Source organism: Chryseobacterium defluvii, assembly GCF_014204415.1.
Classification (GTDB): domain Bacteria; phylum Bacteroidota; class Bacteroidia; order Flavobacteriales; family Weeksellaceae; genus Chryseobacterium; species Chryseobacterium defluvii_A.
Map to the genome: position 1 here is coordinate 233,299 of NZ_JACHLE010000004.1, position 19,387 is coordinate 252,685.

20 protein-coding genes are annotated in these 19,387 nt (G+C 38.2%); 14 read left to right on the plus strand and 6 right to left on the minus strand.

The window, feature by feature from the left end; translation table 11 throughout:
* Window positions 1–20 precede the first annotated feature (20 nt).
* Both HNP38_RS14295 and HNP38_RS14300 read right to left on the minus strand, forming a co-directional pair.
* Entirely contained in the window at window positions 21–668 is a 648-nt protein-coding gene (locus HNP38_RS14295; protein ID WP_184190690.1) for an O-methyltransferase, read from the minus strand.
* Between the two features lie 469 nt (window positions 669–1,137).
* Window positions 1,138–1,974 (minus strand): OmpA family protein, encoded by an 837-nt coding sequence (locus HNP38_RS14300; protein WP_184190692.1) that lies wholly within the window; start codon window positions 1,972–1,974, stop codon window positions 1,138–1,140.
* Between the two features lie 88 nt (window positions 1,975–2,062).
* On the opposite strand from HNP38_RS14300, the gene tilS reads away from it, so the two are divergent.
* The 7 genes from tilS (at window position 2,063) to HNP38_RS14335 (ending at window position 10,019) form a co-directional block, all read left to right on the plus strand.
* Window positions 2,063–3,379 carry a tRNA lysidine(34) synthetase TilS gene (gene tilS / locus HNP38_RS14305; RefSeq protein ID WP_184190694.1) on the plus strand — a complete coding sequence of 439 codons (1,317 nt, stop codon included), beginning with the start codon at window positions 2,063–2,065 and terminating at the stop codon, window positions 3,377–3,379.
* A 1-nt stretch (window position 3,380) separates the two neighbouring features.
* On the plus strand, window positions 3,381–5,450 hold the full coding sequence (locus HNP38_RS14310) for a protein-disulfide reductase DsbD family protein (RefSeq protein WP_184190696.1): 2,070 nt from the start codon (window positions 3,381–3,383) through the stop codon (window positions 5,448–5,450).
* A 202-nt stretch (window positions 5,451–5,652) separates the two neighbouring features.
* A complete protein-coding gene (locus tag HNP38_RS14315; protein WP_184190698.1) occupies window positions 5,653–7,134 on the plus strand; it encodes a T9SS type A sorting domain-containing protein in 1,482 nt (493 codons plus the stop codon).
* 194 nt (window positions 7,135–7,328) lie between these two features.
* Window positions 7,329–7,841 (plus strand): biopolymer transporter ExbD, encoded by a 513-nt coding sequence (locus HNP38_RS14320; protein WP_184190700.1) that lies wholly within the window; start codon window positions 7,329–7,331, stop codon window positions 7,839–7,841.
* A gap of 58 nt (window positions 7,842–7,899) precedes the next feature.
* Window positions 7,900–8,418 (plus strand): hypothetical protein, encoded by a 519-nt coding sequence (locus tag HNP38_RS14325; RefSeq protein ID WP_184190702.1) that lies wholly within the window; start codon window positions 7,900–7,902, stop codon window positions 8,416–8,418.
* A gap of 11 nt (window positions 8,419–8,429) precedes the next feature.
* Window positions 8,430–9,212, plus strand: a complete 783-nt coding sequence (locus HNP38_RS14330) for an alpha/beta fold hydrolase (RefSeq protein ID WP_184190704.1) — start codon at window positions 8,430–8,432, stop codon at window positions 9,210–9,212.
* Between the two features lie 9 nt (window positions 9,213–9,221).
* Complete coding sequence (locus HNP38_RS14335) at window positions 9,222–10,019, plus strand: patatin-like phospholipase family protein (RefSeq protein ID WP_184190707.1); 798 nt, start codon at window positions 9,222–9,224, stop codon at window positions 10,017–10,019.
* Between the two features lie 200 nt (window positions 10,020–10,219).
* Here the strand turns inward: HNP38_RS14335 and HNP38_RS14340 are convergent, their stop codons facing one another.
* Window positions 10,220–11,221, minus strand: a complete 1,002-nt coding sequence (locus HNP38_RS14340) for a DHH family phosphoesterase (RefSeq protein WP_184190833.1) — start codon at window positions 11,219–11,221, stop codon at window positions 10,220–10,222.
* 238 nt (window positions 11,222–11,459) lie between these two features.
* On the opposite strand from HNP38_RS14340, the gene rpmH reads away from it, so the two are divergent.
* Window positions 11,460–11,618 carry a 50S ribosomal protein L34 gene (rpmH, locus tag HNP38_RS14345; protein ID WP_002976260.1) on the plus strand — a complete coding sequence of 53 codons (159 nt, stop codon included), beginning with the start codon at window positions 11,460–11,462 and terminating at the stop codon, window positions 11,616–11,618.
* Window positions 11,619–11,776: 158 nt separating this feature from the next.
* Window positions 11,777–12,487: a cell division ATP-binding protein FtsE gene (locus tag HNP38_RS14350; protein WP_184190709.1), complete on the plus strand. Its 711-nt coding sequence runs from the start codon at window positions 11,777–11,779 to the stop codon at window positions 12,485–12,487.
* A 59-nt stretch (window positions 12,488–12,546) separates the two neighbouring features.
* Here the strand turns inward: HNP38_RS14350 and HNP38_RS14355 are convergent, their stop codons facing one another.
* The 3 genes from HNP38_RS14355 to HNP38_RS14365 are packed head-to-tail and all read right to left on the minus strand — an operon-like array spanning window position 12,547 to window position 15,285.
* On the minus strand, window positions 12,547–13,245 hold the full coding sequence (locus tag HNP38_RS14355) for a tRNA1(Val) (adenine(37)-N6)-methyltransferase (protein WP_184190711.1): 699 nt from the start codon (window positions 13,243–13,245) through the stop codon (window positions 12,547–12,549).
* Entirely contained in the window at window positions 13,245–14,699 is a 1,455-nt protein-coding gene (locus HNP38_RS14360; RefSeq protein ID WP_184190714.1) for a sensor histidine kinase, read from the minus strand. Before HNP38_RS14360 ends, HNP38_RS14355 begins: the two co-directional genes overlap by 1 nt.
* On the minus strand, window positions 14,686–15,285 hold the full coding sequence (locus tag HNP38_RS14365) for a riboflavin synthase (RefSeq protein ID WP_184190716.1): 600 nt from the start codon (window positions 15,283–15,285) through the stop codon (window positions 14,686–14,688). The genes HNP38_RS14360 and HNP38_RS14365 overlap by 14 nt, the downstream gene beginning before the upstream one ends.
* 45 nt (window positions 15,286–15,330) lie before the next feature.
* Between HNP38_RS14365 and pdxA the strand changes: the two genes are divergently transcribed.
* From pdxA to accC, 5 genes are all read left to right on the plus strand, one after another.
* Entirely contained in the window at window positions 15,331–16,422 is a 1,092-nt protein-coding gene (gene pdxA, locus HNP38_RS14370) for a 4-hydroxythreonine-4-phosphate dehydrogenase PdxA (RefSeq protein ID WP_184190718.1), read from the plus strand.
* An 83-nt stretch (window positions 16,423–16,505) separates the two neighbouring features.
* Window positions 16,506–17,027 carry a YceD family protein gene (locus HNP38_RS14375; protein ID WP_184190721.1) on the plus strand — a complete coding sequence of 174 codons (522 nt, stop codon included), beginning with the start codon at window positions 16,506–16,508 and terminating at the stop codon, window positions 17,025–17,027.
* A gap of 62 nt (window positions 17,028–17,089) precedes the next feature.
* Entirely contained in the window at window positions 17,090–17,293 is a 204-nt protein-coding gene (rpmF, locus tag HNP38_RS14380; RefSeq protein ID WP_100075768.1) for a 50S ribosomal protein L32, read from the plus strand.
* Between the two features lie 123 nt (window positions 17,294–17,416).
* The gene (accB, locus tag HNP38_RS14385) at window positions 17,417–17,902 is read left to right on the plus strand and encodes an acetyl-CoA carboxylase biotin carboxyl carrier protein (protein ID WP_184190723.1); all 486 of its coding nucleotides are present in this window, start codon (window positions 17,417–17,419) and stop codon (window positions 17,900–17,902) included.
* 99 nt (window positions 17,903–18,001) lie between these two features.
* Window positions 18,002–19,357 (plus strand): acetyl-CoA carboxylase biotin carboxylase subunit, encoded by a 1,356-nt coding sequence (accC, locus tag HNP38_RS14390; protein ID WP_184190725.1) that lies wholly within the window; start codon window positions 18,002–18,004, stop codon window positions 19,355–19,357.
* The last annotated feature ends 30 nt before the right edge of the window (window positions 19,358–19,387 follow it).

A 19,387-nucleotide genomic window follows, 5' to 3' on the forward strand; every position in this document is an offset into this window, starting at 1 on the left:
CTAATGTTTAAATCTTTTAATTACTTTCTTCTGAGAAAGTTCACTCCATCCCGCAAAGGTAGAATAAGATTTTCAAAATCCTCATCCTTTGAGATCAAATCATTAAGTTCTTTAATAATCCGGGTGGATTTCTGCTTTGGATCTTCTTCCAGAACTTTCCCGTACCACAGGACATTGTCGAACATAATCACTGATCCCGATCTTGTTCTCGGCTTGATCAGCTTAAAATATTCCACATAATTTTCTTTATCTGCATCTATAAATACCAGATCAAAAACCTCATCGGTTTCTCTTAAAAACTCTTTCGCATCCTGCAATTTAAAATGAATACGGCCTGCATATTCACTTTCTTCAAAATATTTTTGCGGAAGATAGGCCAGATCTTCATTGATGTCCAAAGTGATAATTTTTCCATTTTTAGAAAGCCCTTCTGCCAGACATAATGTTGCATATCCGGTAAAAGTACCGATCTCCAGTACATTTTCAGGCCTCATCATCTGAGAGATAATGGTTAACAGCCTGCCCTGCTGGTATCCGGAGATCATGTGCGGCTGTGTGGTCTTCTGAAAGGTCTCTCTTCTTAATTTTTTCAGGATCTCAGGTTCAGAAGAAGCATGGTTTTCCAGATACCGGTCCATTTCCGGATTCTTTTCTTCAAAAAAGCTCATTGTACTCGGTTTTCTTATTCAAATTTAACCAAATCTATCGGATGCCAAAAAAACTTATTCTAAAAATACCGTAAAAACACGGATATATTTTTACTGATTTCCGGGATATATTTGTACCACACTAATCTCGAGAGAGGATAAATACAAAAGAGATGAATGATAAAAAAATTATTAAAAAGAAAACGAACAGATCCTCAACTGAGAAGAACATTTCTTCTCCTGAAAAAAAAACAGAAATATCCAATTCATTTTTTCAACGAATTATTTCTCTGATCAAAAAAGAAGAATTAATTTGATTAAAAAATAATCCTGGAAATTTCCAGGATTATTTTTTTAACATATTATCTTTTGCTTCTTTAAGCTACCGTTTTAGTATTAAACGTGCATGTTGAAATAAAAGATATGAGGCCTTAAAACAGTTTCGGCTCTGCAAAGCAGAGCCGAAACTTTGAATATAAAAACAAATCCTTTATTTTTTAACCGGAGCAATATCCATAAGTTTCATAAATTCATCAAGCTTAGGCATAATGATAATCTCCGTTCTTCTGTTCTCTGCTCTCCCTGAAACACTCATATTGGTAGCTTTAGGATTGTATTCTGAACGTCCTCCTGCTGTTATTCTTGAAGGATCTACTCCAAACTGGGTTTGCAATACCTTAGCAACTGCCGTACCTCTCAATGCAGAAAGATCCCAGTTGTCTTTTGGTAAGTTCGCAGAACTCAAAGGAGCATTATCCGTATTACCCTCGATCAATACTGAATATTTATCATAATCGTTGATCACTCTGGCCACTTTGCCCAAGATCTCCTGAGCGGCAGGTAACACATTATAATCACCGGTTTTATATAACATCTTATCCGAAAGCGAAATCATTACAACCCCTTTCAGTACCTTTACCTGAACATCCTCATCCGTTACATTATCCAAAGATCTCTTCAACTTGTTGGATAACGCCAGATTGAGACTGTCATTTTTAGCATTATTGGAGATAAGCTGCTTAATATACGAATTGGAAGCATTGATCTCCCCTACAAGCTTATCAATATTAGCAGAACTTTTCCCGGTATTTGCCAAACAGGCGTCCAGCGATGATTTTAAAGCATCGTGCTGGCTTTTCAATAAATTATTTTCCCCTGTAAGTGCAGAATTCTGAGACTTTAGGTCCTGAATCTCCCTTTGTCTTTCCCCTATATTCTCAATACACTGTTTGTAATTTGAACTCAATGCATCATACTGCTTTTTACTTATACAGGATGTCATTCCCAACACCATTGCAGAAACTGCCAGAATTTTAAAAATCTTCATAAATAATCATTTTTAGATGAAGTCAAAGGTAGGAAAATTCATTTTAATTATATGGACTATCTTTGCGTAAAAGAAATTCTCAGCCTCCATGTTGGAAAAATCAAGTTTTAAGAACCAACTAGAAAATCTTACAGACTCACCTGAAGATCATACTTATCTTTTAGCGGTGAGCGGAGGTGTGGACTCTATGGTTCTGGCTTATCTTTTTCATGTTTTAGGGTTAAGATTTCAGATTGCCCATATCAACTATAAACTTCGTGGAAAAGATTCGGATCTTGATCAGAAAACAGTAGAGGATTTCTGTGAAAATAATGAAATTCCACTTCATATTTACGAGGTTTCAGAAAAGGACAAAAAACCAAAAAATTCTATTCAGCTTTGGGCTAGAGAGCTCCGGTATCGTTTTTTCGGAGAGATATGTAGAAAAGAAAATCTTGAATTTTTAGTGACGGCCCATCATCTGAATGACCAACTGGAAACATTCATCATCAATCTTTCAAAAGCATCGGGAATCAAAGGTTTATCCGGCATTCCGGCTAATGATAATAATATTTTAAGACCGCTTTTATATTTTTCAAAAGAAGACATTTACCAATTCGCAAAGCAGAACAGGATTGAGTTCCGGGAAGACCTTTCCAATCAAAAGAATGATTATTTAAGGAATAAAATCAGAAATGAAATTGTTCCAAAATTACTGGAGGTCAATGACCATTTTTTAGAAAATTTTAAAAAAAGCTCTTCTTATCTGAATCAGGCCAGGGATTTTATAGAAGGACAGATTCAGGAAACCGAGAAAAAGCTTTCGGTATTTAATCCGTACCATAAAATTTTATCCAAAGAAAAATTAGAACAGGAAAGTGATTTTGTCAAATTTGAGATTTTAAAACGGTACGGCTTCGATCAGGAAGAGGAAATTCCTAAAATTTTTAAAGCTGAAACCGGGAGTTCTTTTTTTTCTACGGATTATCAATTGATGGTTGACAGGGATGAGCTTATTTTCATCCGTAAAAATGAAGAAAACAAAACCAGGGATGAAATAATCCTGATCAAAAATTTTGATTTCTCCGAAAACCGGACCAACATCAATCTGAAAGATGCTATTGAAGACATTGACGAAATCAATAAGAGCTTTGAATGGGATTTCGATGCCGACAAACTCCGCTTCCCTTTGCGGCTAAGAAGGCAGCAGGATGGCGATGTATTTTTTCCCTCAGGTTTTTCGGGGAAAAAGAAAGTTTCTAAGTTTTTTAGGGACGAAAAATTATCTATTTTAGCGAAGCAAAAAACGTGGATACTGGCTGACAGTAACAATACTGTTCTCGGGATTGTCCCTTTCAGACAGGACAGGCGATATGCAAAGGATGAGAAAACGAAAAATATTCTCAAAATTTTTAATGAAAAGTAAAATGAAATTTAGAAACTGGTTTTTATTAATTCTGTTATTCTTATGCTCAGGAATCAATGCACAAATAAAAAATCCTGTCAAATTCAAATTCACCGTTAACGATCTGGGCAACAACCAGTATGAAGCCGTACTGAATGCTACCATGGAAAGCGGATGGCATATTTATTCCAAAGACCTTCCGCCCGACACCGGAATCCCGACAGAATACAAAGTTTCAGGAAAGAATATAGAACTGATCGGAAAATTTACAGAAACAGGAAAAAAACATGAAGAGTTTTCCGAAGCATTCGGCGGAACGATCATCTATTATTCCAACGCGGCTGGCTTTAAGCAAAAATTCAAATTAAAAGATCCTGCCAAACCTGCTGACATAATAGCTGAAATTACTTACCAGACTTGCGATGACAGGGTTTGTTTAGCCCCGAATACCTTAGAATTCAATCAAAAGGTTACCCCAAAAGGCGTTCCGGAAGCAGCTGCAGCTGAAACCAGTGAAGAGACAAAAGATTCGGCAAAAACAATAGAAACCACTGTAGAAAGTCCGGTAAAAGAAGAAATTACAATTACGGAAACTCCAAAACTGGACCCGAAACAGCTGAAAATAGAAACATTAGATTTCAAAAAGCCATTAACAGATTGCGGTACTGCTTCTGAAAAAGTGGATGAAAATTACTTAACCTACCTGTTTTTGGGATTCATCGGAGGCTTAATTGCCTTGCTGACGCCATGTGTATTCCCAATGATCCCTTTGACGGTCTCTTTCTTTACCAAAGGGAATAAAAACAAGGGAAAAGGCAAAAGAGATGCGTTCATCTATGGTTTTTTCATCCTTTTGATCTTCGTTCTCCTGAGCCTTCCTTTCCATCTGATCGACGGGATTGCAGGAAATATTTTCAATGAGATCTCTACAAGCGTATGGCTGAACATTGTATTCTTTATCATATTCCTGTTCTTTGCGGGAAGCTTTTTCGGATATTATGACATCACACTGCCAAGCTCTATCGCCAATAAATCTTCAAAAGCCGAAGAAGCCGGCGGGATCATCGGTATTTTCTTCATGGCGTTAACTCTGGTTATCGTATCTTTCTCCTGCACAGGCCCTATTTTGGGAAGTTTGTTGGGAAGCGCCATTACAGGTTCCGCTAATATTCCTATGCTGCTGACCTTCGCATTAGCCGGATTTGGTTTAGCCTGGGCCATTGTTTTCGGGCTTCTGGCCTTATTCCCACAAGCCTTACAAAGCCTTCCGAAATCCGGAGGATGGATGAATACCGTAAAGGTAGTTTTAGGTTTTGTAGAATTGGCTTTGGCCTTAAAATTCCTGTCAAAAGCAGATCTGGTTTCCAAAACATTCTTATTAAAGAGAGAGCTTTTCATTGCTTTATGGATCGTCATTACTATAGGATTGATACTCTATTTATTCGGACTGATCAGATTCCCGCATGATGATAAAAAACCAAAGATCTCTCTTACAAGAAAAATCCTGGGTGTACTGGGAATTGGGTTTGTAGTATATTTAATCCAAGGATTGATTCCATCAGACCGTCCAAAACTTCAATTATTAAGCGGAATCCTGCCTCCTCTGAATGTAAGCTACTTCCATGATGAAAAAGACGGAATTCTCGGCATGCACCCTGAACATGATTTCTTTAAAGCCATTGAAGTTGCTAAAAAAGAAGATAAACCCGTCCTGATCGATTTTACAGGCTATGGCTGTGAGAACTGCAGGAAAATGGAAGAATTTATCTGGAGTGAACCCGATATTTTACCGATCCTTCAGAATGATGTGGTACTGGCCTCCCTTTATGTTGATGACAAAGAGGAACTTCCTGAAGGAGAACAGACAAAGATCAAGGTAAATGACGGACAGATCAGAAAAGTAAAAACCATCGGAGACCGGTGGAGCTTATTCCAAGAGGTCAACTTCAATGACAATACACAGCCTGTATATGTATTGGTAACACCGGATGGAAGAGTTATTAACCCGCTTTTCAAAGGATACAACAGCGACAAAGCAGTCTTCAGGAAATTCCTGGAATGCGGAGTCAATTATTACAAGAAAAATAAGTAAAGTATTTTAGTATTACTGATCAACCCCATACTTCATGAAGTATGGGGTTTTATTTTTTACTCATCATGCAATCATCAATTTTTCAGAAGATGTACCAATCTTATGGGATTTTATCTTCATAAGGTTTTTTTATGCTTAACTTAAGTTCATTCATATTTTAGAGAAAAGGATTAGTTTTACGCAAAAAATAATTCAAACACATATGAAAAAAATATTTTATTTTCTACTTTTCATTCTCAATAGCCACTTACTTTTTGCACAGGCTCCAAATATCCAATGGCAGGTGACTTTAGGAGGAAGTGAATTTGATTATGCCCAGGATATTCAGAAAACAACAGATGGCGGTTATATTATGGTGGGATTTTCAAACTCAACAGATAATGATATTACCGGAAATCATGGTGGAGAAGACTGTTGGGTTGTAAAGCTAAATTCCTCTGGCGCTGTACAGTGGCAAAAATCTTTCGGAGGAAGCAGTGATGATCGGGGTTTAAGCATTAAACAGACTTCTGATGGCGGATATATCATTTCAGGATCCACATTTTCTATAGATGGTGATGTTACAGAAAATCAAGGTGCGTCTGATTATTGGATTTTAAAGTTAGACTCTTTGGGCAATATGCAATGGCAGAAGACTTATGGAAACAGCTTGGAAGATTATGCCCGGGATATCTGGCAGACTGCTGATGGCGGATATATAGTTGCAGGAGACTCAGCAAGTGATATTTGGATACTGAAGTTAAACTCTCTGGGTAATCTTCAATGGCAGAAAACTTTGGGAGGAAGTGGCCAGGAAAGTTTAAAAGGCATTCAGGAAACTGCAGATAACGGCTTTATTATTTCCTGCTGGTCTAACTCCAATAATGGAGATGTGACAGGAAATCATGGCGGGGATGATTTTTGGATCGTAAAACTTACTTCTTCAGGAAATATTCAATGGCAAAAAAGTCTTGGAGGAAGCGGCACAGATTATGCGATGGATCTCAATCAAACCGCAGATGGGGGCTACATCATTGCAGGATCCAGCAATTCGATCAATGGTGATGTTACTCAAAATTACGGTGACAGCGATTACTGGATCGTAAAGACAGACTCTTCCGGAAATATTCAATGGCAAAAATCTTATGGCGGAAGTAACGAAGATATAGCTATGAGTATCCGGCAAACTTCTGACGGCGGATATATAGTTGCAGGATATTCTAATGAATACCCCTGGTCCAATCTTCACGGGACTAATTATTGGATAATAAAATTAAACAGCTCCGGAACCCTTCAATGGGAGAATACATTGGGTGGAGCTGCAAGAGATGAGCCCGTAGGTATCCATGAAACAAGTGACGGAGGATTTATAATTGGAGGATATACTGCTTCCTCTGGCAATGGAAAAGTTGATTATTGGGCAGTAAAATTAGCATATCCTACAACTTTGGGAATCTCAGAAGTTAAAAACAATTTAATTTCCTTTTACCCCAATCCGGCAAGAGATTTTGTTTATCTCAATAGCCTTCCCGGTGAAACAACCATAAGTCTTACGGATATTTCCGGAAAAAAACTGTTTTCTCAAAAATATAATGAAACAAAAGTTTCTGTACCTGTTAACCAATTAATTAATGGCACATACGTTCTTCAGGCAGAACATAAAGGAAAGATCATTTTATCTGAAAAGCTGATCATAAAAAAATAACAGATACTCTTAAAATATTATAAAACCTTATGAAAACAAAACCTCATAAGGTTTTTTTATGCCAGACATTGAATAAATTTTAATTTTTATTGATGTTTTCAAATTTTAGGTATAAACTTTGTATGGATTCATTTGAATAAATACCAAATATTCATTTTTCTCCTGATACCGTTTAACATTTAAAAATATTAATTATGGCTGAAGTAATTGCACAAGAGAAACAAGGCAGCAAACAAAGAAAGAAACTGATCCGCATTGATATGACCCCCATGGTGGACTTAGGTTTTTTACTGATCACTTTCTTTATGTTTACCACCAATTTTACCAAACCCAACATCATGGATCTGGGACTGCCGGCTAAAGGCCCCGCTCCAACAAAAGTAATTGATGAAAAAAATCAGGTTACTTTTATTATCGGAAAAGACAATCGCATTTTCTATCATCAAAGTAATTCAAACGAATTAAATACAAGCAACCTGAAAGAAACCAGTTTCAACGGAATGACGATCCCAAAAATTATTGCTGAAGCCTATAATAAAGCCCCGAAAAAAGAAAACTTCACAGTAATCATAAAACCTACGGATGAGTCCAGTTATGATAACTTTGTTGATATGCTGGATAATATCGCTATTGCCAAAAAAGAGCGCTACGGTATTACCGACATCAAACCCTGGGAAAAGAAAGTCTACGATGAACTGACAAAATAGAAAAAAGAGCATTTTAAAATGCTCTTTTTTATTTAAATTTGAGAGATAGAATGTTGGTATGAAAAAACTTTTAACCCTATTATTTGCTATTGCAACTTTAATTTCGTGTTCCAGGAAAGAAGCACAAGCCATACAAAACCAGGCAGACAGTGCAAAAATAATCGATTCCATCAATGCTGTCAGGATCAAAATGAATGACAGCATCAGCGCAAAAAACAGCACAAACCGCTTTAAGGACTTTAACGGAGATCACAAATTCACCCATAATCTGATCAAACAGGCAGGTTCTGTCAACTTCAGGAAAATAGATGATGAAAGAGATACCTATCAGATCTCCGGAGGTATAAAGTCCGGGAAAGATCGTATAACTATTGACGGCTATATGAAAGTCGTTTCGGACAAGCATATGAATTTTACGGGAACGATCAGCGAGAGCATTTCCGAAAATGACAACGGAAAACCTTACAGCAGAAAAGGAACCAGAACATTCCTGTCCAAAGACGGCGGAAAAAGCTGGCGGCTTCAGGATATGGTAAACGGCTCAGGATTTGTAGACTATATTGATATTCACTTTTAATTTTCTGGATCATGTTGAATTTCGAGAGAAAAGGAAACGGAAAAGAGGTTTTGGTATTGCTGCATGGCTTTATGGAAAACATTTCCATCTGGGATGATATGGAACCGCATCTTTCTGAAAATTTCACCCTTTTAAAAATAGACCTGCCCGGACACGGACAATCTGAAATTTTAGCAGAAGTTCATACGATGGAGCTTATGGCCGATGAGGTGAAAAAAGTTCTGGATGATCAGAATTTGAATAAAATACATTTATTGGGTCACTCCATGGGAGGTTACACTTCACTGGCTTTCGCCGAAAAATATCCCGATATGCTCAAAAGTTTAACCTTATTCTTCTCCACGTATTTCCCTGATGACGATGAAAAAAGACAGCAGCGGATCAAAAGCTACAGGATTATTCAGGATGCATTTTCCCATTATGCCAAAGCCGGGATCCCAAATCTGTTCAATCCCAATGAACGGGATATCTTGGAGGGAAAAATAGAAACCGCTTTAGAAATCGCTCTTTCCACAAACAATATGGGAGCTTTAGCCTGTGTAAAAGGCATGGTGGAAAGAACAGATAAAAAACATATTTTAGAAAACCTTGAGGCTAAAATCCTGATTTTGGCCGGTAAACACGATAATGCAGTAAAAACAGAAAATACAATCAGGAATCTGCCGGACAGGACAAATGTCAAGTCTTATGTCCTGGATTGCGGGCATAACGGCCATTGGGAAAAACCAGCGATCTGCGCAGAGATCATCAATACCGAGCTTCTTCACAATATGCCTAAAAACCTGATCTTCTAAAATACACGTATGGGGCTTTTTTCTTTCAAAAAAAAGAAACCGGTAATCGGGCTTACACTTTCCGGAGGCGGAATGCGGGGAATCGCCCACATTGCCGTATTGAAAGCACTGGAAGAATATGATCTGAAGCCGCATATTATTTCCGGTACAAGCGCAGGCTCCATCATTGCTGCTTTTTACTCTTTCGGAAAAACGCCTGATGAAATGATGGAAATCGTGAAACAAACGACATTTTTTTCACGGTCTTATCTGAGGCTTTCAAAAAATGGTATTTTCAGTTCTAATTTCATCCTTAAACTCTTCAAAGATCATTTTCCGGAAGACAATTTCAGTATTTTAAAGATTCCCGTATATGTTGCTGCCACGGAAATGACTCACGGGATTGTTGATTTTTTTTCCGAAGGAGAGCTTTTTCTTCCTCTTTTGGCGTCTTCAAGTGTTCCTTTTGTTCTTTCTCCTGTAAGAATAGGAGAAAAACTGTATATAGACGGCGGTGTTCTGGACAACCTTCCTATTGAGCCGATCATTGACAAATGCGATTTTTTAATAGGCTCGCATGTGAATTCGATAAGCTATGATGCGCTTCAGAATATGAGCCTGATGAAAGAATTTGACAGGATCCTGCATTTGGCGATCGCCAAATCGGTTTATTCCAAAGCAAAATCCTGTGATATTTTCCTGGATCCTCCTAAAATGACACAATTCAGCCTTTTTAATAAAAAAAACCTGGATGAGATGTTCAAAGAGGTATATGAATACACCTGTAAAGAACTGGAAGATAAAGGATATAAAAAAGCGAATATTTAGCCTGCTTAAATCTCTGATTTTTATTTTTTGTAGATCATGCTGCATTATGTTTGTCATTCTGTAGAAATCTCAATAGCTGCATAATAATACAGCTTAGATTCCACGCTCCATTTCATTCCGCTCTGAATGACAAACATGCTGTTGATTTTTATCCAACAAATTTACGATTTTGCAGTTCTGCAATTTTGCCTTTTTACAATTTACTCTTCCACAAATTCCTCTACCCTGGCCCGGAAAGTTTCAATAGTTCCCTGTAAAGACTCGTAAGATTTGCCTCCCGCTGCATTAATGTGCCCGCCTCCATTGAAATATTTTCTGGAAAACTGGTTTACATCCACATCATCCTTGCTCCTGAAAGATATTTTGATAAAGTCTTCGTACAGGTCTTCCATAAAGAACGCAGACATTTTTACGCCCACAATACTAAGCCCGTAATTTACAAATCCCTCCGTATCTCCTTTCTGGAAACCATATTCCTTCAGTTCGTCCCTTGTGAGATATAAAACCGCCACATTATTCACCACCTCTATCCTGCCCAGGATCAGAGCCAGCAGATGAAGGCGGGAAACGGTGTTGGTATCCCATGTATTGGAAGTAATAAGGGAAGGATCTGCTCCTTTTTCAATTAAATTGGCAATAATCCTGTGTGTAGTGGCACTTGTGGATCGGAAACGGAAACCGCCTGTATCGGTCATGATCCCGGTATAAAGACATTCTGCCATATCTTTATTCACCAGCTTTTCATCATCCATTGCTTCAATGAAATGATAGATCATCTGTGAAGTGGCCGGGATAACGGTATCAGAATATACATAATCAAATTCCTCCGGCTGCTGATGGTGGTCAATAAGGATCTTTTTGGCGCGGGCTCTTACCAACCAGTCTCCCAATAATCCTATTCTTGCCGAAGAATTGAAATCCAGACAAAAAATAACATCGGCTTCATTGATGAGATCAAACGCTACTTTCCTTTTATATTCTCCTATAATAGCTTTTTTTGCTTCGGGCATCCATTTCAGGAATTTCGGAAAATCGTTCGGCACGATAACATCGGCATGAATCCCTTTTGCCTGTAAATAATGTTTCAACCCCAGACTTGAACCAATAGCATCTCCATCCGGATTATAGTGCGTAAGAATAACTATCCTATTTTCAGGTGTGAGAAGGGCATTGATCTCCAAAAGTTCCGCAGGTGTAAACATCATAATATGTTTATTTTTGTTTAAATTTGAGGTTCCAAAGATAGACTTTTTAAATAAATCATTAGCATTATTTTTCAATCGGGAACGCTGTGCTTATGACCGGGATTAGGAAATGCCCCGTGAAAAAACATTTCGGATAATTTTCAAAAAAAGACGCTTAAAGTTTGCAACTTTTAAAAAAATCCATATCTTTGCAACCTGAAAAATAAATAGATAATTACGATTTAAATATATAGTAATGAGTAAGAGAACATTCCAGCCATCAGAAAGAAAGAGAAGAAACAAACACGGTTTCAGAGAAAGAATGTCTACGCCAAATGGAAGAAGAGTTTTGGCTGCGAGAAGAGCTAAAGGCAGAAAGAGATTAACTGTAAGTGCTGCACGCGCTAAGAGATAATTTCTTGAATTATCATATACAAACTATGCTTGAAAAGAAGTTTTTCAGGCATTTTTTGTTGTTAAAATTTACTAAAGTTTAGGTTCCTTAAGTTTCTTTTTTCTATTTTTAAAATCTGAATGAAAATCGTTTTAGAAATAGTATTTTAAAATTGAATTATGCCACATACCCATATCTCCGGAGATAATATCATAAGTTTACAGCACGCAAAAATCGCACAAAAAAACTTCACTGTTCTTTCTGACGTTAACCTCAACATCAAGAAAGGAAGATTCTGCTACCTCATCGGGAAAACAGGCTCCGGAAAAAGCTCACTTTTAAAGACATTATACGGGCATATTCCTTTGGCATCAGGACACGGAGACGTTGTAGGCTTTGATCTGGCTAAACTGAAAACCTCTGATATCCCCAACCTCAGAAGAAAACTGGGGATTGTTTTCCAGGATTTCCAATTGCTTTCCGACAGAACGGTAGAGAAAAATCTGAAATTCGTCCTTGAAGCAACCGGATGGAGTGACAAAGCAAAAATGGATGAACGCATCAATGAGGTTCTTGAAAGCGTGAACATGAAAAGCAAAAAGCATAAAATGCCTCACGAGCTTTCAGGAGGAGAGCAACAGCGTGTTGCCATTGCAAGGGCATTATTAAATCACCCGGATCTTATTCTGGCAGACGAACCTACAGGAAACCTGGACCCTGAAACTTCCAACGAGATCATGACCTTGCTGAAAAAGGTTGCTTTAGAAAATGGAGCTGCCGTAGTAATGGCCACTCACGATTATCACATGATCCAGAATTTCCCGGGAGAAGCTATACGATGCGAAGACGGAAAAGTTTCCGTACTAGATACCTCGGAATTATTTGAATAAAATTCAGAGATTAAGAAATTCAGATGGATTCCAATACTTCGTACATCTAGCCTTTAATCTCAGGTTTTGCCAAAAACATGAAACTCCTTAGTGAGTTCAAGATATTGGTCCGAGTATTTTCTCGGACTTTTTTCTATGATGAATTCTGATTCCTTCAATAGTTTTTCGTGGGGAGAAAACTCAAGGATCAGTCTTTTTATTTTTGAATGTTCAATTCCTTTAATATTGATTCTGCAGCGTAAGAACAAATGGTTTTCCCGGGCGGTTTCAATAAAATAATCTCCGGCTTCAACGGGGATAATGACCGATAAAATTCCTTTTTCACAAAGCAGATCTGCAGATTTTGATATTAATTCCCTGAAATTCAGTTCAACAGCCTGCCTTGCAATTTTATCTTTACCCGAGCCGGATTCTTCAAAATAAGGCGGATTGGAAACAATGAGATCAAATTTCTCACAGGTTTCAAATGTCTTAAAATCTTGCAGAATTGCTTTCATCCTAAATCCAAAATCAGAATTTTCGAAATTATCCTGAGCGAGACCCGCAGCATTCTCATTGATATCTATTCCTAAAAATTCCGCTTTGGAATTCCTTTGGGCAAGCATCAGTGAGATAAGCCCTGTGCCTGTACCTACTTCCAATACTTCAACTGCATCTTCCACATGAGCCAGAGCACCAAGAAGTACGCCGTCTGTCCCTACGCGGAAAACGTCTTTAGACTGCCGGATCTCAAATTTCTTAAATTTAAAGGGTTTCACTATAGATTGGTAGGCAATGTAATGGTGAACGTTGAACCTTTCCCCACTTCTGATTTCACAGAAATCTCTCCTTTATAATCTTCTACCATTTTTCTCACCATAGAGAGCCCCAGCCCCATTCCACTGCTTTTTGAAGTAAAATTAGGCTCAAAAATCCTTTCATAGATACTTTCCGGGATACCGATCCCATTGTCCTGAACTGAGATCATTACTCTTCTCTGGTGCTGCTCTACATCTACGTTGATGATCAGTTTTCTTTCATCACTCTGAGCCTGTTTCGCATTGGTAACAAGATTGGTGATGATCCGGGAAAGGTAGATCCTGTCCATATTGATCATGATGTTATTCTTATTGGTATGCAGGAAAATGCTGTCATCATTGAATACCCTAAGAATATCTTCAACCTCGGTATTCAGATTAATCACTTCGTTATTTTTTTCAGGAAGTTTGGCAAATTCAGAGAATGCTGAAGCTACCGTAGCAATGAGATCGATCTGATCTACCATTGTTTTGCTCATCTGCCTTACTTTTTCTACGATATTCGGGTCTTCCGGATCAAATTTCCTTTCAAAATTCTGGATCGTAAGCTTCATAGGAGTCAGAGGGTTTTTAACCTCATGGGCCACCTGCTTGGCCATCTCTCTCCATGCCTCCTCTGATGCTTTGAAACGGAGCCTTTCCTTTTGATCCTGGATCTGGAGGATCATTCTGTTATAAGCCCTCGCCAAAGCATTGAGCTCATCATTTTTATAGTACCTTATAGGCCTGAGCTCATTTTCAAACAGAGTAATCCTTGTGATCATATCAGAAAACTTCGTAATTGTTTTCGCCAGGTTATTAGAAGTAACCCAGCTCATCCAGATGCTCAGCAGAATAAGGAAAATATCGACCAGGAGAATATATTTAATATATTTATGAAGGACATCAAAGTATGCGGACTCATCATGATATAAAGGAATATAAACAATCCCAATGGGCTCCAGGGCATTATTTTCCAAGATCATATAAGATGACGTTAGTGTTGCATCCTTAGTTTTATCATAACCCGTAGTATCTACTCTTGCATTGGTAGACAGAAGCTTATTAACAATCTTAAGGGGGACTTTTCTCTCTTCTGTAGGATTTTTCTCCGTACTGGAAAGCAGATAGTTCCCTTTCAGATCATAGATAACAATCTTATGCTTATTGATATCCGCTATTTCGTAAATTTTATTTCCCAGAACATCCGGAAGGTCTTTGGTTTCGACAAGGGACCGGCTGACCGCGTAATCAAGAAACCGCATCACCGCAGTGGTTTTATCCTGCATATCTATTCTGCTCTGTGCTAAAGAATTATTTCTCAGAACAAAGTACGGAACGAGTGAAGAAGCAGCAACACTTAAAAGGCAGACCAGCAAAAAGCCAAAAAACACACGGTTTCTAAGGCTATATCCTTTATACTTATTTAATGACATTCTGTTTATTAATTAACCTAGCAATATACTTACCAATAATATCAAATTCCAGGTTTACTTTATCTCCGACCTTCAGATATTTCATATTGGTGAATTCCCAGGTGTAGGGAATAATAGCCACAGAAAACCGGGTGTCTTCACTTTTCGCTACCGTCAGGCTGATCCCGTTCACGGTAATTGAGCCCTGCGGAACCGTAACAAAATCCCCGCTATCCTCATACTGAATGGTCACATAATAACTTCCGTCCTTATTTTCAATTCCTGCGACCTCACCGGTTTTATCTACATGCCCCTGCACAATGTGACCGTCCAGCCTTCCGTCCATCTTCATGCAGCGCTCAAGGTTTACAACGCTTCCGGTCTCCCATTTTCCGAGATTGGTCTTTTCTAATGTTTCATTGATAGCAGTAACCACATATTGGTCTCCTTTAATCTCAACAACCGTCAGACAGCAGCCGTTATGAGCCAGACTCTGATCAATTTTCAACTCCTGAGTAAAGGGGCAGGTTAAAGTAAAATCTATATTACTTCCGTTCTCTTCTATCTTTTCAATCACTCCAACTGCTTCAATAATTCCTGTGAACATATTATTTTTGCTAAATTTGTAAACTAATCTTCAAAGATAATCAAAATGAGCCCAAAACACCATAAGGTACGAGTAGGAATTTCAATCGGTGATTTTAACGGAATTGGCCCGGAAATCATCATGAAGTCCCTGAAAGACAAAACTATTACAGATTTTTTCACACCGGTAATTTTTGGTTCGGGAAAACTTTTCACCTATCAGAAAAATATTTTTAAACTCAACTCAAATTTCAATTACATTAACGAAGCATCACAGGCACAAGGCGGAAAACTGAACATGGTAAACCTTGTAAAAGACAATGTGAATGTGGAACTTGGCACTCCAACGGAAGAATCTACAAAAATGGCCATTGATTCTTTAGAAGCAGCAACCGAAGCCTTAATGAAAGGTGATATTGATGTTTTGGTAACAGCACCGATCAATAAGGATGAAATGGTAAAAATGGGGTTCAAGCATGCAGGACATACAGGATATTTCGAAGAAAAATTTGGTAAAAAAGGATTAATGTTTCTGGTAACCGAAGACCTGAAGGTAGCGGTATCTACTCATCACATCCCGATTGCTAAGGTAGCTGAGAATATTTCCAAAGAGAAAATAAAAAAACAGATCAAGATCTTAAACCAGACCTTGATTGAAGATTTCTGTATTCAGAAGCCTAAAATTGCCGTATTGGGTCTGAATCCGCATTCCGGCGACGGAGGGGTGATCGGAAATGAGGAGATCGAAATCATCGCGCCTGCTATTAAGGAGCTTTCAGACAACGGAGTCATGGCTTTCGGGCCTTTTCCTGCTGACAGTTTTTTTCAGCCTAATAAATACAGAAACTTCGATGCTGTTCTGGCGATGTACCATGACCAGGGCCTGGCGCCTTTTAAAACACTTGCTTATGAAGAGGGGGTAAATTATACTGCCGGCTTACCGTTCATCAGGACATCTCCTGATCACGGGGTTGCCTATGATATCGCCGGGAAGAACATTGCAGATGAACAGAGCTTTACCGAAGCTATTTTCGCTGCTATCAAAATCTTCAAAAACAGGACTGAATACAGCGACCTTATGAACAACCGCCTGCAGCCGAGGAAAATGGCAGCAGATAATGGAATAGACGAAGATCTGCCTGAAGAAAACGAAGCCTGAACCGTTAAAACGAATTTTAAGTAATTTGTTGGGAATTTTATTTGTAATTATAAAAAAAATGCATATTTTTGCACACTCATTTTATGGACAAGTTAAGAAACTATGACATAAGCTTTTCCGGATTAAAAAACGGCAGGCACAAGTTCAAATTTGAGATAGATAAAACGTTCTTTCAATTATTTGATACTGATCAGGAATTTACCAATCCTAGAATCGCAGTTGATGTTTTACTTGATAAACACACTACTTTTTTAGAATTTGAAATTAAAATACATGGGACAGTAGAATTGATTTGTGATATCACCAATAAAGAGTTCGATCATCCCATTGAAAACCAGATCAGGGTATTAGTAAAGTTTGGAGAGGAGTATGATGACAGCAATGAAGAGGTAATTACCATTCCGTCTACAGACCATGCTTTCAATACGGCACAACTGATTTATGAAAACGTGGCACTTTCCATACCCATGAAAAAGATATCACCTGACGTAAGCGAAGAAGATCTGAAAATTCTTGATCAATTCAGCCCGAAGGATATTGAAGAGGAAGAACATGATAGTGACCCGAGGTGGGACGCATTAAAAAAATTAAAAGATAAAAATTAAAATAATTAATATGATGAGATGATGAATCTCATCGCTCATCAAATTAAAAAAGTTATTACAAAATGGCACATCCAAAGAGAAGACAGTCGTCTACAAGAAGAGATAAGAGAAGAACTCACTATAAAGCTGTAGTTCCTCAATTGGCTAAAGATGCAACAACTGGTGAATTACACCTTTATCACAGAGCTCACTGGCATGAAGGAAAACTATACTACAGAGGTAAAGTAGTATTGGAAAAAGCAGTTGAAACTACTGAAGAAAACTAAGAGGCATTTTTTTAAAAAGCCTTATTTTGATACAAAAACCACTCAATTTTGATAAAATTGAGTGGTTTTTTGTTAGTTTTTATGTTTTTTTGGTATCTTTGGACAAAATCAAATATCAAATTTATGGACATTAAAGACATACAGAATCTTATCAAGTTTGTGTCTAAAGCTGAAGTATCAGAGGTAAAATACAAAACAAAAGATTTCGAAATCACTATTAAAACTCCATTGGCCGGAAGTGAAGTAACGTATGCCCAACCCCCTGTTTACCATACCGCTCCACAACAGGTTGCTGCTCCTGCACAGACTGCTCCAGCCGCTGCTTCTGCTCCTGTAGAAAAAACGGAAGCTGCTTCTGATGATAGCAAATATGTAGCAATCAAGTCTCCTATGATTGGTACTTTCTACAGGAAACCATCTCCTGATAAAGACGTGTTTATCAATGTAGGTGATGAAGTTTCTGCCGGTAAAGTAGTTTGTGTAATTGAAGCCATGAAATTATTCAACCAGATCGAATCTGAGATCAGCGGAAAAATTGTTAAGATTTTGGTAGATGATGCTACACCTGTAGAATATGACCAACCTTTATTCTTAGTAGATCCATCTTAATTTAGAAGTTAGATGTTAGACATTAGATGTTAGACTTTGTGCTACATTCAAACAACATTATCTAATTTTCAAATTATCTAATTTTCAAATTAAAGTAAGATGTTCAAAAAAATATTAATAGCCAATCGTGGCGAAATTGCAATGCGTATTCTGCGTACTTGTAAAGAAATGGGGATCAAAACCGTAGCAGTATATTCTACTGCCGATAAAGACAGCCTTCATGTAAGATTTGCAGATGAAGCGGTCTGTATTGGGCCTGCTATGAGTAAAGACTCCTACCTTAAAATTCCTAACATTATTGCAGCAGCCGAAATTACCAATGCTGATGCCATCCACCCGGGTTACGGATTTTTATCTGAAAATGCTAATTTTTCAAGAATATGTCAGAAGAACAACATCAAATTTATTGGTGCTACCCCTGAACAGATCGAGAAAATGGGAGACAAAGCCAATGCCAAAGCTACCATGAAAGCAGCCGGTGTGCCTTGTGTACCAGGTTCTGACGGTTTGATAGAATCCTACGAGCATGCTGTAAAAATTGCTGAAGAAACAGGATATCCGGTAATGATCAAAGCTACTGCCGGCGGTGGTGGAAAAGGGATGAGAGCTGTTTGGAAAGCCGAAGACCTTAAAGACCATTGGGAGTCTGCTATTCAGGAAGCTGTTGCCGCTTTCGGAAACGGAGGCATGTATATGGAAAAACTGATCGAAGAGCCAAGACATATCGAAATTCAGGTTGCAGGAGACCAGTTTGGTAAAGCCTGCCACCTTTCTGAAAGAGACTGTTCTGTACAGAGAAGAAACCAGAAGCTAACCGAGGAAACCCCTTCTCCGTTCATGACAGATGAACTTCGTGAGAAAATGGGTGATGCAGCGGTAAAAGCCGCTGAATTTATCGGTTATGAAGGTGTGGGAACGATTGAATTCCTGGTGGATAAGCACAGAAATTTCTATTTCATGGAAATGAATACGAGAATTCAGGTAGAGCACCCGATCACTGAACAGGTAATTGATTATGACCTGATCAGGGAGCAGATCCTTCTTGCTGCAGGAACACCTATTTCGGGGATCAATTATTATCCTAAATTACATTCTATAGAGTGCAGGATCAATGCGGAAGACCCTTACAATGACTTCAGACCTTCTCCGGGAAAGATCACAGGATTGAATATCCCCGGTGGACACGGAATCAGAGTGGACACCCACGTATATTCAGGATATACAATTCCGTCCAACTATGACTCAATGATCGCAAAGCTTATCACTACGGCTCAAACCCGTGAGGAAGCGATCGCCAAAATGAGACGTGCATTAGAGGAATTCTATATTGAAGGGGTAAAAACCACGATCCCTTTCCACAGACAATTAATGGATAACGAAGATTATCTTGCCGGAAACTATACTACGAAATTCATGGAGGGTTTTGTAATGGACAAAAAGTACGATAATCATTAAAAATAAAAAGCGGTTTCGATATGAAGCCGC

What these genes read in the sequence shown, in the direction of transcription:
- HNP38_RS14295 (WP_184190690.1), bottom strand. Translation starts at nt 668, where the DNA reads ATGAGCTTTTTTGAAGAAAAGAATCCGGAAATGGACCGGTATCTGGAA.
- HNP38_RS14300 (WP_184190692.1), bottom strand. Translation starts at nt 1,974, where the DNA reads ATGAAGATTTTTAAAATTCTGGCAGTTTCTGCAATGGTGTTGGGAATG.
- tilS (WP_184190694.1), top strand. Translation starts at nt 2,063, where the DNA reads ATGTTGGAAAAATCAAGTTTTAAGAACCAACTAGAAAATCTTACAGAC.
- HNP38_RS14310 (WP_184190696.1), top strand. Translation starts at nt 3,381, where the DNA reads ATGAAATTTAGAAACTGGTTTTTATTAATTCTGTTATTCTTATGCTCA.
- HNP38_RS14315 (WP_184190698.1), top strand. Translation starts at nt 5,653, where the DNA reads ATGAAAAAAATATTTTATTTTCTACTTTTCATTCTCAATAGCCACTTA.
- HNP38_RS14320 (WP_184190700.1), top strand. Translation starts at nt 7,329, where the DNA reads ATGGCTGAAGTAATTGCACAAGAGAAACAAGGCAGCAAACAAAGAAAG.
- HNP38_RS14325 (WP_184190702.1), top strand. Translation starts at nt 7,900, where the DNA reads ATGAAAAAACTTTTAACCCTATTATTTGCTATTGCAACTTTAATTTCG.
- HNP38_RS14330 (WP_184190704.1), top strand. Translation starts at nt 8,430, where the DNA reads ATGTTGAATTTCGAGAGAAAAGGAAACGGAAAAGAGGTTTTGGTATTG.
- HNP38_RS14335 (WP_184190707.1), top strand. Translation starts at nt 9,222, where the DNA reads ATGGGGCTTTTTTCTTTCAAAAAAAAGAAACCGGTAATCGGGCTTACA.
- HNP38_RS14340 (WP_184190833.1), bottom strand. Translation starts at nt 11,221, where the DNA reads ATGTTTACACCTGCGGAACTTTTGGAGATCAATGCCCTTCTCACACCT.
- rpmH (WP_002976260.1), top strand. Translation starts at nt 11,460, where the DNA reads ATGAGTAAGAGAACATTCCAGCCATCAGAAAGAAAGAGAAGAAACAAA.
- HNP38_RS14350 (WP_184190709.1), top strand. Translation starts at nt 11,777, where the DNA reads ATGCCACATACCCATATCTCCGGAGATAATATCATAAGTTTACAGCAC.
- HNP38_RS14360 (WP_184190714.1), bottom strand. Translation starts at nt 14,699, where the DNA reads ATGTCATTAAATAAGTATAAAGGATATAGCCTTAGAAACCGTGTGTTT.
- HNP38_RS14365 (WP_184190716.1), bottom strand. Translation starts at nt 15,285, where the DNA reads ATGTTCACAGGAATTATTGAAGCAGTTGGAGTGATTGAAAAGATAGAA.
- pdxA (WP_184190718.1), top strand. Translation starts at nt 15,331, where the DNA reads ATGAGCCCAAAACACCATAAGGTACGAGTAGGAATTTCAATCGGTGAT.
- HNP38_RS14375 (WP_184190721.1), top strand. Translation starts at nt 16,506, where the DNA reads ATGGACAAGTTAAGAAACTATGACATAAGCTTTTCCGGATTAAAAAAC.
- rpmF (WP_100075768.1), top strand. Translation starts at nt 17,090, where the DNA reads ATGGCACATCCAAAGAGAAGACAGTCGTCTACAAGAAGAGATAAGAGA.
- accB (WP_184190723.1), top strand. Translation starts at nt 17,417, where the DNA reads ATGGACATTAAAGACATACAGAATCTTATCAAGTTTGTGTCTAAAGCT.
- accC (WP_184190725.1), top strand. Translation starts at nt 18,002, where the DNA reads ATGTTCAAAAAAATATTAATAGCCAATCGTGGCGAAATTGCAATGCGT.